At 55.7% G+C, this 13337-nt stretch carries 11 protein-coding genes and 1 pseudogene; 2 read left to right on the plus strand and 10 right to left on the minus strand.

Features of this window, described 5'->3' with window-relative positions; genetic code table 11:
* Position 1: 1 nt before the first annotated feature.
* Both BLW69_RS07990 and BLW69_RS07995 read right to left on the minus strand, forming a co-directional pair.
* Entirely contained in the window at positions 2 to 385 is a 384-nt protein-coding gene (locus tag BLW69_RS07990; RefSeq protein ID WP_139283818.1) for a hypothetical protein, read from the minus strand.
* A 41-nt stretch (positions 386 to 426) separates the two neighbouring features.
* The gene (locus BLW69_RS07995) at positions 427 to 801 is read right to left on the minus strand and encodes a helix-turn-helix domain-containing protein (RefSeq protein WP_092661272.1); all 375 of its coding nucleotides are present in this window, start codon (positions 799 to 801) and stop codon (positions 427 to 429) included.
* A 194-nt stretch (positions 802 to 995) separates the two neighbouring features.
* On the opposite strand from BLW69_RS07995, the gene BLW69_RS08000 reads away from it, so the two are divergent.
* The gene (locus tag BLW69_RS08000) at positions 996 to 1298 is read left to right on the plus strand and encodes a hypothetical protein (protein WP_244508778.1); all 303 of its coding nucleotides are present in this window, start codon (positions 996 to 998) and stop codon (positions 1296 to 1298) included.
* Positions 1299 to 1655: 357 nt separating this feature from the next.
* The gene (locus tag BLW69_RS22515) at positions 1656 to 1835 is read left to right on the plus strand and encodes a hypothetical protein (protein WP_139283820.1); all 180 of its coding nucleotides are present in this window, start codon (positions 1656 to 1658) and stop codon (positions 1833 to 1835) included.
* Between the two features lie 278 nt (positions 1836 to 2113).
* Here the strand turns inward: BLW69_RS22515 and BLW69_RS08010 are convergent, their stop codons facing one another.
* The 8 genes and pseudogenes from BLW69_RS08010 to BLW69_RS08040 all read right to left on the minus strand — a co-directional run bounded on the left by BLW69_RS08010 (position 2114) and on the right by BLW69_RS08040 (position 13306).
* Positions 2114 to 3013: a protein NO VEIN domain-containing protein gene (locus tag BLW69_RS08010; RefSeq protein WP_244508779.1), complete on the minus strand. Its 900-nt coding sequence runs from the start codon at positions 3011 to 3013 to the stop codon at positions 2114 to 2116.
* A 19-nt stretch (positions 3014 to 3032) separates the two neighbouring features.
* Positions 3033 to 5933, minus strand: coding sequence for a DEAD/DEAH box helicase (locus BLW69_RS08015; protein ID WP_175487255.1), 2901 nt, complete (start codon positions 5931 to 5933; stop codon positions 3033 to 3035).
* Positions 5934 to 6002: 69 nt separating this feature from the next.
* Positions 6003 to 7415: an EH signature domain-containing protein gene (locus tag BLW69_RS08020; RefSeq protein WP_092661280.1), complete on the minus strand. Its 1413-nt coding sequence runs from the start codon at positions 7413 to 7415 to the stop codon at positions 6003 to 6005.
* On the minus strand, positions 7412 to 8356 hold the full coding sequence (locus BLW69_RS08025) for an OmpA family protein (RefSeq protein WP_092661282.1): 945 nt from the start codon (positions 8354 to 8356) through the stop codon (positions 7412 to 7414). The genes BLW69_RS08020 and BLW69_RS08025 overlap by 4 nt, the downstream gene beginning before the upstream one ends.
* A gap of 7 nt (positions 8357 to 8363) precedes the next feature.
* The gene (gene zorA, locus BLW69_RS08030; protein WP_139283822.1) at positions 8364 to 10523 is read right to left on the minus strand and encodes an anti-phage ZorAB system protein ZorA; all 2160 of its coding nucleotides are present in this window, start codon (positions 10521 to 10523) and stop codon (positions 8364 to 8366) included.
* A gap of 48 nt (positions 10524 to 10571) precedes the next feature.
* Positions 10572 to 10829, minus strand: coding sequence for a hypothetical protein (locus BLW69_RS22520; protein WP_139283823.1), 258 nt, complete (start codon positions 10827 to 10829; stop codon positions 10572 to 10574).
* A 298-nt stretch (positions 10830 to 11127) separates the two neighbouring features.
* Positions 11128 to 11462 (minus strand): annotated as a pseudogene (locus tag BLW69_RS22965) (site-specific integrase); the annotation flags it as partial.
* Between the two features lie 851 nt (positions 11463 to 12313).
* The gene (locus BLW69_RS08040) at positions 12314 to 13306 is read right to left on the minus strand and encodes a site-specific integrase (protein WP_092661286.1); all 993 of its coding nucleotides are present in this window, start codon (positions 13304 to 13306) and stop codon (positions 12314 to 12316) included.
* Positions 13307 to 13337: the final 31 nt, after the last annotated feature.

Genomic DNA, 13337 nt, shown 5'->3' on the forward strand with positions numbered 1-13337 from the left:
TTCATGCCTTCGGTTTTTCGCTTTCAAGTCCGAGGTCCTGGAGGTAACCTCGGCGCCAGTCTGGAGCCGCTTCAACCGCGGCCTGATAGCGCCACCGCTGTTTCGTGCGCGGCTTGACCCAAGCAACAGACATTCGCTTGCCTTGATCAAGAGACTGTTTGATAGCCTGCTGCATTTCTGTTGTCGGCTTAACTGGCACCACACGAAGGCCGCTAGCCTCGATCTGCTCCAGCATGAAACGCGTGATCAGCGATGCGTTTACCGCATCGATGGTCAAACCTCGATCCGACAGTCCCGTTTTTAGTGCCTTTTTCAGGATGCGCCATGTATCAATGTCGGCCTGGGATGTAGCTGGGGGCTGAACTTGATCTGTCGTTTGTGTCATTAAGCTTGCTGCCTAAGCCCCCTGATTGAAACGCTGCAGTCCTAGCGAGATTTCTTCCGCTTCTTCTTTTTCTTGTTTTTTTGACCTTCATCGTCTGCGTCGCCCTCACCTGGTTCCTGCCGTTCAACGACATGGGTCGCAATGGCTTCCCAAATGGCATCAGCGTCCGCTTCAGGAAAATACTGCAGCAGAATTAGGTAGATGAGTTCGCCTTGGTCAATGCCGAGTGCTTCTGCAGCTGGTTTCGCAAATTCCACCGGGAGGTAGTGTCTGCCTGTCACGAAGTAGGTGATCTTGGTGTCTCTCACTCCCAGTCGATCAGCGAGATCTCGATATGACACCTCCGATTTGGCGAGGTGTGCCTCAATGACCTGGCCGACGCGTAACGCGGCGTGGGGATTTCGATATGGGGTCATCGCATTGGCCTGAGGAATTGCTTTCGAACTTGTATCGCATTTATCGCTTTAGCGCAAATTTCGTCTAATTATAGGCGAATTGTAAGTAATTATTTACTTACAATTCGCCGAAACATAGCCGTTGAAGAAATGAATTTCCCCGATCGAATCTCGCTATATTTTCTTCGAGAGAAGCAAAATGCGAGAGGCACAAAATGAGTTCAGGACGCAATGCCGAAGTAGCGAGTTTCATCCAGGTGCACATCGCGAAGAGTGCCTACACTTTGGAAGAAATTACGCTCCTTCTTGGGCTTCACAACACTGAGATAGTCGAAGGATTTTGTCGCGGAGATCGAAAGGTTCCGCTGGATAAGGTAAACGCGTTGGCTGAGGCCTTGGGTTGCGATAGACGCCAGCTTTTCCTGCTCGTCCTCAACAGTTGGTTCGATACGGATTTTGTTACGATGCTCGAAGAGGTATTTGCAAATGGCTCTGCCTCATCAGTGGAGCACAGCTGAATCGACTTTTTGCGGGAATTCTATTCCGGAAACATTCCTGAATTGACCCCTCAGCTGCGGCGCCGTCTTCGATTACTGGTGAGCATGCCGAGCTAGTTACGGCTCGAACCTCATCCGCACAGCTCGCTATGCCGAGGCATGGGAGGTTCCAGTCTCCGATACGTCTCGGGCGCGGAAGGCATCCCCGTGGCGACTACACCTTCATTCTAAGACTTCGCGTCTGGTCGTCACGGCTTGACCAACGGCAAGAGGAGGTCCGCGGCCACCGATTCATGGCAAACAGAACCGGTGTTCGCTTTCACTGATCGTCCGGTAGCGACACCGAGTTTGCTGACACTTTTCGGGGATGGCTGTTCGATGGCGCTCGATGATGTTTCTCGAAGCCGTAGCGGCTGTCATTCAAAGCTGATTACTGCGAGCGTCACTGGTATGAAAAATATGATTTCGGCGCTGGCCCGTAAGCTTTCCAAGCCGATCGAGCAGTCGATTCCACACATCGCGGACGACAATTTAATCAGCACTATTGGCAGTGGATGAACAATCGGTTTGGCACGAGGTCAATACACCTAGAAGGTGTCTTCAGACCTTTACACTTGAACCCAAAAACCTTGATTTCGGGATTTCTGTCAACTTTCCGTAAACCTCTGTCAAAGTCTGAGCCCATTTCCGCAATGATTTCGGATTTTATGACAAGGTAGACGGCAACCATAGATTGGTATTTCGTGCGGTTTGGAGCGCTTACCTTTAAATATGCAAGGTTGAGAAGCCTAAAATGTAAAGGTGCGCCGTGTCCGCGAGTATTTTTATGTCTGCCATTACTGGAAGCTCGCCTGGAAGGTGGTCGCAGTCAACGTTACATGGGAACTCAGCGGTGGGGCCAGCTCGAACGCTTTTGGTTCCCTGGAAAAATTCCAGAGACGAAGAAGGCGCCAGGTTTCGCGACGCTCCTCGGCTACCGCAAGCTCATTGCGGCTAATGTAGAATGGTGTTCGCTCCCATCCATTTGTCGTTTTTATTTCAAGCAATCGCGGCTTTCCGCTAGGGGTATAGCTCTCGATATCGTAGCCGGCGCCATCGCCCTCTTCATCTGAAATCCACCGCACTTTTCGAGCCAAGTCGCCGCGACCTACCACGCTAAGCGTGGCGCGCTCATGTGCAAGGACGAGCTCTTCTCCTGCTCTTCCGAGCGCGCGGTTCCGCTCATCTCTGCCTGCCACATCGAATTTCGCGGCGATCCGCAGCATCTGCTCGAACTCTTGTGGCTGCGGTTCATTTGAAAGAGTTGGAGGAGGCCCAATCCACAAAGGCTCTGTCTCGCGGAATTGATATGCTGAAGACGCGCTCGGCTTTCGCTCGAGGTAGGCGGGGTTACGCATGAACCACCGCATGACGGCATCTACGAGCGACGCCTGGAAATTGAAAGCCGGCTTGTAGCCAGGGATCCAATCCTCTCCGAGGCCCTTCAAAACGGCGCTGATGTTCTGGTGCTTAAATTCGATTGATGTGCGGGATCGGCCGAGTTGAGCTTGGACACCACGGTTCCGTTCCGCCTTGTTATATCTGCTGCCGGCAACATCCGCTGCGAGCATCGCGAAATAGTCCTCGACGATCAGATCGTTTTCTGTGTCAGTCCATGGACCTTCCGGCATGCTTGCGCCCAATATCAACGGATGTGGATAGTTCTGGTCATTGAGCGGATATGCAAAAACTTTCACGAATAAACAGATCTCGCCTCTACCCGATTACGTCTGCAAATAGTCCATCGACATCTTTTTCCGAAGTTGGCGGGGCCAGCATGTCTCGCGACAATGATCGCTTGCGCTCTAGCAAATCGTGCAGTTTCTGGTCGAACGACCCCGCCCCATGGGTGGGGTGGATCGCCATGGGCAGATGAATGGTAACATCTTTGGTTTGACCAATGCGAAAGGCCCGGTCGTTGCACTGATCCTCGACCGCGGGATTCCACCATCGACTGAGGTGGATTACATGATTGGCCGCCGTGATCGTGAGGCCGATTCCCGCAGCTTTCGGTGAGAGGATGAGGAGATCAAAACCTGTGGGTGCTTTTTGGAAGGCGTCGACGATCTCCTGGCGCTGTCGCCCGACCATCGTTCCATTAATGATGGGTGGCCGCGCAGGAAGACTCAAATGCTCCGCGATCGCTGCAGCAAACGTCTGTTGCATGGCCCGATCCTCGAGAAACACAAGCGCCTTCTCCGACCGGCCGCGGATGTCTTCAAGAAGAGTGATGGCCTTCTGCACCCGAGCAGAACTGTTGATCCACGACATGCGCCAAGCCGCATCATAAGCATTGGCCTCGCCCGCGCGATCGGGATGCAAGGATATGCCGCGGAGCAGATGGAGGGTCTCCAGCATGCTTTTGCGGGTTTTCGAGCTCGCTTTTGCCGCTGCGACGGCTTCATCATAGGCCTTTGCCTGGCTCGCCGGCATCGCGACCGAGTATGGCATGATATGCTTGGCTGGCAGATCCTTTGCGACGTCGTCCTTCATACGCCGCAACATGATGGCTGGCGCATTGCCCTGCGGCCGATCCATCTTCGCCTTCAGCTCGGCAAGGGCCTGCGGATCTTCATCGCCATACGTGCTGGAAAAGCTCTTGAGATCTCCCAAATAGCCGGGCGCGATCCGATCCATAATGCACCATAGATCCTCCAGCCGGTTTTCGATCGGCGTTCCGGTCATCCCGAGAACGAAGTCGATGTTCATTGTCTTGGCGGTGTGGCTGTTGATCGAATCCGGCGACTTTACTTTCTGCATCTCGTCGAAGATTGCGATCGAATAGGCGATGCGCGCAAAGCTTCGGTGATAAAGGGCCAACGTTTCATAAGTCGTGAGGATCCACTCGGCCTGTCTCATATAGTCGACGTCAAGCGCGTCCTCTTCGGTCCATCCGGCGCTCTTACGGGTCTTGAGTGCCTTCAAGCCAGAGCCAAATGCCTCCGCACAGGAACCAAGCTTGCCCGGCTTGAGATGAATGCCTGCCTCTTTTTTCCAGTTGTCGAGAAGGGATGTAGGAGCAACGATCAGGATCGGACCCTGCAGCGCCCGATAGGCGCCACGCCTTGCCGCCATGTTGTCCCTGATCCAGGCAAGAAACGCGAGCGCCTGAAATGTCTTGCCAAGCCCCATGTCGTCGGCCAGCAGCGCACCGGGCCAGCCTTGCGTCCAGCAATTGCGAAGCCATTCGAAGCCCTGAAGCTGATGCTGCTTGGGCTGTGTGCCGTTTATGCTCTGCGTTGGAAAGCCTCCGGGGATGAGGTTGCTTCGTTTCTCCAGTCTTGACTGGAAGTCGAGCTCCTCCAGGTTCTGCCTTATGATCAGGACGTCATTGTCCGTAACCTCACGAGGCGGTCTCTCGCCTTGCGGCTCGCCGGAGTAGGGCACGCCGTCTTCATCAAGGCTTGTGAGCATCCTGCGAACATCTGTGGTTGGATAAAGCTCCTGCTCGAAATTGATCTCGTCAGAGCGGTCCTGCTCCGCCTGGTTACAGAGGACCTGCAGCTCTTCGATCTTGTCCGGAGTGGCATTGAGACTCCTGCTGCCGATTCGAACGACGAAGTTTTCCGGCAGCCACTGGTTGGACTTTTTCTTGATCCACGGCAGGCTTGGTTTTTGCCACAGCCCCAGACCTTCGATCCGATCGGAATATTGCGCCGTCTCGACGAACAGACCGGAGGCGAGAGAATCATCGCCCAGAGCCGCTGCGATACGGGTGCGCGGGTTCTTTAAGAACTCTCTGCGGGCCTCGGCGGGTGCTCCGCGCATCTGCTTGACCACATCGAGCGCCGTGCGCAATGGGGGCTCGAGCAGAAGATATGTGTTTCGACCAACAACATACGCCGCTTCGGTCCTGCCGGGCCGTGACAGCGCCTGTTCGTAAAACGTGTCCTGGAGGATTGGTGGAAGAAGCGCATCGGCATCGTTGCTACGTCTGTCGGTTTCCGAAGCCCAAGCTGCGGCATCGTCGCCATCGGTTTCCGGCGCATCATTGCCATCGTCGACCTCGCCAAGCTCAGGCTCGACCGTGCGCGACATCAGCACCGGCAGGAAATCGGTTCCGTGGGTGGTTTCGCGGACATCAAGGCCGAATGCGCCGGCCTGATAAATTGTCAGAGAACCCACCAGCTTGTCGGCCTGCACATCGCTGCCAAGATAGGTCTTCAGTTTATCCTGAACATGCTGCCAGAAAGGAAGACGCTCGGCGAAGGGTTGGCCGGCGGAATTGTTGTAGTCGCGGGCCGCGATGTGGATATCGTAGAGCGGACGAGACAATCGGGCCCAGTCGCCGCTCAAGCGAAGGAAGGGGCCGTGAAAGTCCGGGGTGATGGGCCGCGAGTTCTGGTCCTGCCAGTTTAGGAGGAGGGTGCTGTCGGAGTTGTCGATCCGACCGCGCATCGAAAGGCTGACCGAAAGACCGACCAGTTTGGGCACGCGCAGCTTATCGGCCTGCGTCGCCGACAAAGACAAGATGAATTCCGGCTTTGCGAAGACACCATCACCTGAAGGAACGAGATCACCGGCTGCGACGGCATGCGATAGAAAGCGGAAGCCGTGATCTGAAGCGACACCCTTGTCGCTCCACTGCTGATAGGGAACTGCTTTCTTGCCGAGCACGCCTCGCTGTTCGAACTCGATGAGAGCGCCGTTATGCTGCGGGATGCACCTGAAGCTCATGATTGATCCCTATTTGTAGTCACTGGGCTGCAACCTCGTATTGGTCATCCGGTAAATTCGTTCGGCGACGACACGCTGCCAGCTGTAGGTTTTGGGCGAGCTATGTGTTTTAACGAGATAGCGCGAGGTTTCGATATCGTCTTTTGAAATTGTCACATCGTCCGAACTATAGCTTCTCTGATAGAGCTTCGGCGCGCCTCGCTCGGACGCATCGGACCAAATGTTCACCTTGCCATTGTGGCTCCAGTCGGCGACAATTCCTTGACCGACCTCGAGGAGAAGCACTGCGTGTGTGCGCTGGATCTGTTTGGAGCCAGCACTGACAAATGTGGCGAAGTCCACATTCTTGCCAAAACGACTACGCGCTAATCGGGCGCCATCCTCCGCGAAGACCACCCATGCGCCCCTGATGATGCCTTTCCGGTGCGCGGCTTCCCAGAACGCACGTCTATATCGCCACATCTGAGCATCGTTCGGATCCTTTACGGTGAGCCCCACGATATCAAGGAACTGCCTAAGCGACTGCTCTGTTAGCCACGAGACGATCAATGCCTTGATTTGCGGGAAGCGCTCCCAGCGGCCAGGATAGGTTCGCGGATCTTTAAAAATCGAGACAATGAAATTCAAAAAGAGATCTTTAATCGCCTTCTCAGGCGAATTGACGAGAAACGGTTTGATCAACGCTTCGGCTATCTCAAGATCAAGTCCCTTGAAGACCAGCTCGTTCCGGCTGTCGAGCGCGTAGGATCTGACCATCTCCAGGCGCCTCATATGGTTGGGTTCCGCCCCGTCACCGAGTTGCACCAATAGGTTTCGGGTAATCGCCTCTGTGAAGCCGGACTGCGCGTCGAGCGCACCAAACCCGAGAGATCGCATCGCGTCGGAGGGCGACGTAGCCTGCCGCAATGCCAAGGCTGCGATATTCTTGGGGCCAAGGACCGGATCGTAGAGTGCGTAGTCGTTTTGATATGATGCGAACGGCTCGCCCCAGCGAACACTGCCCTGTTGCAAGATGGAGCTGATTGCCTCAAGTCCCGGTCGGCCTGGACGAAACTGTATCAAATAGACTGTAGCGAGCGTCCTGAACAGCTTGCGCTTGTCGCTCCGATCCACTTCTTCGACAATTCGCCTCAGCACTGCGGGCTGGTCGGCCAGCGGCGTGCTAGCCTCCCACAGGCACCAGATGGCGTCGCGAAATTCCTTGGTCGACAAGGCATCGCCTGCCAGCAACATCGGTAGAAGTCGCGCTGCAATTTCATTGATGGATGCCAGGTCACGCTTTGCACGATCATCAATGCCGGTTGCGCCAATTGATCGCGCCGCTTCATGCACGTAAGTGTTTTTGGGTATCACGTCATGACCGGTCAGCCCGGACGCGCGGGCTGACATTCCTGTGCAAGCTTCGCGGAAGAGCCCAATCATCTGAGTGTCGCCGCGTCCCGCAGTTTCTGGATCTGTCCTTCCATATCATCAGTAAGACGGAGCACGTCTTTTAGTCGATCGGAAGGATCAAGCTGCATAACAAAGCGCATGTCGATACGCCGGTTCTTCTCCCAGGCCTGTTGGTTAATTTCAGCGCCTTGTTCAAGAATTTCTGTCCCCGGTATCGGGCGCGTCGAGGAGTAGCCTGAGACAGAGAGGATTTCTTTCTTCTCCGGGTTTCTAAGCGCTCTTAGCGATGGCTCGAAGCCAGTCAGCGTTCGGTAGGTCTCGACAGCCCGTTCGGTCGATAGCTGCCAATTCCGGCTATCACCGGCCGCAGTGTCCGATCCCTGTCTGTCTGTGTGCCCCTCAATGAAAACGGTTTCGATTGCTGCGCCAGGCGCAAGCTGTTTGCAATCCGTGGCACTACTTGAAACGACACAACTTGTGTATCGCGGCAACACCCGCGCAAGCACAGCAGCGAGCTTTCGAACATTGTCTACAGCCTGAGGGCTTAAGTTTGACTTGTCCGTGGCAAAGCGAATTGCGTTTTCCGTCAGACGCAGAACACCGTTTTCGCGATCGATCTGAACGTCGAGGCCTGTGTCTTTCAACTCGCGCTCAAGATCGTTCAGCAAGGCGGTCCGCTCTTGCTGCGATTGGCTCAGATCCTCGAGTTCTTCGTTGATCTCGGATCGCAAGCTATGGAGCTGCTCGCTGACCTGCCTGACCTTCTCGAGGACTTCTTCGATCTGGACCTTCGATTTGTCGGCTTGCTTCTCGGATTCGTCGGTCTGGTTCTGAAACTGCAGCGCGAAAACCATCAACATGATGATGAAGATGAAAAGGATGCCAACCATCATGTCGGTCATCGACACAAAGTAATTTTCCTCCTCCTCCTCAACCGCCGGCTTACCGGCAGCATGGTCAAATGCCAGCATAGCTCACCTATTCCGCCGCAGGCCGGACAGACGATCGCAGCTCGGAGATCGAGCCAGAGAAATCGTCAAATGAATCGCTCATTTCCTTGACCGACGAAGAAAGCGTATTGACCGCATTGGCGAGTCCACGGTCGATATCGGTAGCGTATCGGCTCAACGTGTCGCCCTGCCGCTCGGTTGCCGTCGCAAGGTCGCTGACCGATTTCGCCAGCGCTTCGTCTATGCGGGCGAACCGTGCTTCATAGTTGCTCCAGATCGCTGCCATGCTCTCGGATTGCTCGCGCAGAGATCCATTCAGCTGCTGCGAGGCAGCCTGGCTTGCAGCGAGTGCATCGACGGCCAGGCGCAGCGAATCTTCGAAGCTGGACGTTGCGGAAGCGATCCTTTCTCCAGACTGCAACAATGGTGCCGCTGCCGAGCGAATATCGGTTGCCGTCTTCGAAAATGCATCGGAGACGATGCGCGTTTGTGACGTTGCTTCGCCAAGCGCATTGGCCTGTGACGAAAGTGCAGAATTGGATCCGCGCAGCGCACTTTCGAAGCGGTCCACTTCCTGGCGTATTGTTGCGATTGCGTCGGAAAGGCCTGTCTTGATAGCCTCGGCCGCTCCGGCCGCGACCGCGCTGACGGTGGAGACAGCGCTTTCCTGCGCCGTCCTGATTTGCTCCTGCGTCTTCGTCACGCCATCCCGCAGATCGCCGTCAAGCGATAGCATGCTGCCCGTCAGGGTGCTGACCTGACTTTCCAGCTTCTCCATTACCCGGCCCATGGCCGCCTCGATCCGCTCCGATGCACCGCCCGCGGCGCGCCCGAGCTCCGTGTCGACCTGCTCGCTCGCCTTGTCAAATGTGGCCTTCATGGCGGCGAGAATCTCTGCAAGCCCATCGCGGTTGCGGTTGGCGCCGTCGTCCATCGAGCGGGCGGCGTCGCTGACTAGGCGGTTGAGGTTTTCTGCCGCATCGCTCATGCGGCGCGCGAAATCCTCGCCGGATCCCCGGACGCCGGTTTGCATGTCGGCGAGCGTCGCCTGCATGGCGCCCAATGTTTCCGCCAGCTGGCGCAGTTCCGTGCCGGCGCTGCCCTGGACGCTCGACGAAAACTGCGCGAGCATGTCGTTGATGCCGCTCTGGCTGCTCTCCGTAATTTTGCCGAGCACACCGGTAATGCTGTCATTGATCGGCGCCATTGCCGACGCAAAGGCGGATTGGATCTGCGGCTCAAGTTGACGGCCCATCTGGGCAAAGAACTTGTCGCTGTTGATCTCCTTCAGCTGATCCCGCTGTTCTTTAGCCGCTTCGGCGATCTCGATGGCGACAGATTGCGGTGGGACGTATTTGAGCTTGCTCTCCGCAGCCTCGCAAAATTTGTGCACGCTGGCCTCGAGCCAGATCGTGTAAACTTTGAATACGATGGACAGAAGAAGTGAGCAACCAAGCCCGGCGATGGATGTGGCAAACTTGAAGGACGCGATCTGCAGCAGCTCAGTCATCGCAGACTGCATCTGCTCGACGTTGCCCGCGCTTGAAGCACTTCCTGCCTTATAAAGTGCCAGGACTATCCCCGCAAATGTCAGCAACAGTCCCACCGCAACGAAGTAACCGGGAATGCTCGCCATCATCTTGAGACCGAAGAATTGGTCCCGAATGGCTCCGAAATGGATGAAGCTTTGCGGCCGCACGGTATTCTTGATCAGCGAAGGTTCGCCGGGCATCGGCTTTATCAGTGTCTCGTCGAATTCGCGCCAGGTATGACCAAGCAGCTTGCTGCCTTCGAGCCGATGATAAACAGACTGGTCATATTGGCTGGCAAAATCGGCGCGTGTTTTCTGTCGGGCAACAACTTTGCGTAGCCCATGGAGTGAACCGATGATCACCGCGACATGCAGGAGGCCGAAAGTCACCATCAAGGAAACCGCTACGGCGAAGATCAGCGACGCGAGGCTGAATATGAAGTCAATCTGGCTCAGCGCGTCCAGCGCAGCCTTTGCTTCTTGCTTACCCGTCTGGCCATTGAGCAACGCCAGGCCATTGCCCACGCGCTCGACAATCAAACCGATGTCAAGAGGCGGCAGCGCGAGGTTCAGCGCGAAAACCATCCCGATCGTCAGAAACCAGAAAGCCACCAGCCTTGTCAGCCCGTGTAAGCTCAAATCAGCAAAACGCCCCATGCCCTACCTGCAACCGCGCCAAGTCATCGCGTGCAATCACGATGCAATTCATTGACGTCCCCCAAGAATCCCCGGCCGGCGCAACGCACCGGTTGTTTTTATTCTCTTATAATTGCAGGGATTGTCCAGAAGGCGATTTGATAACTTCAGCGAAATGGATAATGCGGAAGTAAGTCCCGAAGTGCTTAAGCCTTTTTCAGCCCTGCCGACGTTGTCTAGACACATTGCCGATACGCGCTTATCTGGGCCGTAGGCGCGAAGCGTGGCGGGATGCACGCCGTTGACGGGATTGAGCTTGACCAGCAAGAAAACCATCTGAGGTGAGGCAGCAGATATCAAGCGGCGCTAGGGCATTTCCGCAATGATTTCGGATTTTATGTCAAGGTTGAAAGCAACCCTGGATTGGTATTTTCCGGCTGTATGGGTCGCTTAACTTTACCTATGCAAGGTCCGGAGCCCCAAAATGTAAAGCTGCACCGAGTCCGCGGGTATCAAAATCTCTACAGTTAGTTAAGCTCGCCCGGAAAGTCGTGGCATTCAGTGCTGCAGGGGAACTCAGCGGTGGCACTGGGGCAAACGCCTTAGTTTCTCTGGAAAAAGTCGCCAGCGTCCGCAGATAAGGGATCTGACCAACATCACAGCCCTCCAGCAGACGCTGCTCCTCGTCGCCCTTGAGTCTTCGGCAGCGTTCGTTGCGGATCACTGGACGGCGCACGAGCTTCACGACGTTCCTGGCGAGAGGCAGTCCCCAATCGCGTGTAGCGACCTCCAGGACGTGGCTGAGGACCGTCATCTCGCGAACTGCCGTAGATGGAGCCACGCTTGCTAGACGCTAATCACGAAAGGTCGCGATGTCTTTGCTGGCTCAGTCCGAACAGAGTCCGGTAGGCTATCATGACGACGTAGCACGTCGATCCGCTGGATCTCCTGCATGGACCCGGCTGGCGCGAATGCATCAGACTCGCGATCAACACGCCCCACCTTTATTCTGTTAGCGCTTGTTTGACTCAAGGTTTCACCGGGGCGCGCTCCGTCGCTTGGAACGACTGATTGAGTGCAATTGGCCTGAATGCTCGCCAGTAAGCTCCTGCGTCGATTTTGGCTCAGGAGGTTAGAGCGACCGGATCGTCGCCAGCACGGAGAGCATCCCCATCAAGTCGTTTGATTTTTTCTAGGACCTCGATGTGCGCTGTGCGAGCTTGCGATCCGGGCCCCATTGTTCTCTTCATCCAGGCGTAGGAGGCTACCCGGCACCGGTTTGACGCGGACAGAAAGACAGCGCGCTTCCGCCCATCGTCCATCTATTGCACGGGCTATTGAGATCTGAATGCCACTAGATCGAAAAGGAAATCAAATCGTTTGCCCAAGGCCTCACAATTCGCCGTCGCTTCACTCATCAAGCACGTCATCTGATGAGCTCGGATATGTTTTCGGCAGTGGTAACCAAAGCATTCCAGCGGTGACAATGGAATCGAGCTCTGCCTATTTAAGACAATTTCGGGTGAGCGGTTGTGGTTGCCCTTATTGGCACCGTGTAGAACGCCGAATACAACTCAGGAGAGTTGAGCGACCTTTACATTGACGACAAAAACGATGTTTTTCGATCATGCTGTCAAGTTAATGTAAACTTAGCGTCAAGGTCGGGCATTGTTTTGAGCGATTTTCGGCTTGCGCGTCAATGTCGAGCACAACTTTAAATAGGTATTTGTCAAGGTCTAGGCGCCCCGACCTTTACCTAGATGGCGCTTGGGAGCGATTTAGGTAAAGGTCGGGTAGGGCGGTTGGAATGGTCAGCTTAAGCGAGCAACGAGATCGTCCGCACTGAGGTGCGTGTAGCGCTTCAACATCCGGAGTTCCCTGTGCCCGGAGATGCTGCTGACCTCAATGACGTTCAAGCCACGCTCGAACAGACGGCTGACACCTTCGTGTCGGAGATCGTGGAAACGAAGCCCTTTGATATCGACCCGGATCAGCAGACGGCGCCAAGCTTGCTCAAGTGCTCCAGGCGACATCGGAAATACGGGAGATTGATCCGCCTCGGAGCGCGACTTCCACTCCATCAGAGATTCGAATGCACGCGGGCTTAGCGGAACCTCGCGTCCAGATCCGTTCTTCGTCATTGTCAACGTGATCACCCGGCGATTATGCGAGATGTCGCTCCATTGCAAACCTAAGATCTCCCCACGGCGCATCCCTGTCTCAATTGCAACGATCATCAGCGTCCGCAGATAAGGGATCTGACCAACATCACAGCCCTCCAGCAGACGCTGCTCCTCGTCGCCCTTGAGTCTTCGGCAGCGTTCGTTGCGGATCACTGGACGGCGCACGAGCTTCACGACGTTCCTGGCGAGAGGCAGTCCCCAATCGCGTGTAGCGACCTCCAGGACGTGGCTGAGGATCGCCAACTCGCGAACTGCCGTAGATGGAGCTACGCTTGCGAGACGCTCATCACGAAAGGTCGCGATGTCTTGCTGGCTCAGACCAATTAAGGTTCGGTGAGATAGATCGTGGCGACGAAGCACGTCGATTCGCTGGTCCTCCTGAACGGCGCCGCGCTTTGCGGGTGTAATCTCGCGCTGGTAGCGCTCCAAGAGGACGCCGAGCGTAGTGCTTTCGAGGATCTTCGTGCAGGGTGCCGCGCCGAAGCGGTCAACCTGGCTCTCAAGATCACGCGCCCATTTCTCCGCGTCAGCTTTGCTGTCGAAGCTCTTCGCCCGCCGTTTCATACCACGACGTCGAACCTGTGCTTGCCAGCGTCCTCTGAGTTTTCTGATCGTTGCCATCTCAATCTCCGTTTGTGATCGAAACAATGCG

This window comes from Rhizobium sp. NFR12 (assembly GCF_900108545.1).
Taxonomy (GTDB): domain Bacteria; phylum Pseudomonadota; class Alphaproteobacteria; order Rhizobiales; family Rhizobiaceae; genus Neorhizobium; species Neorhizobium soli.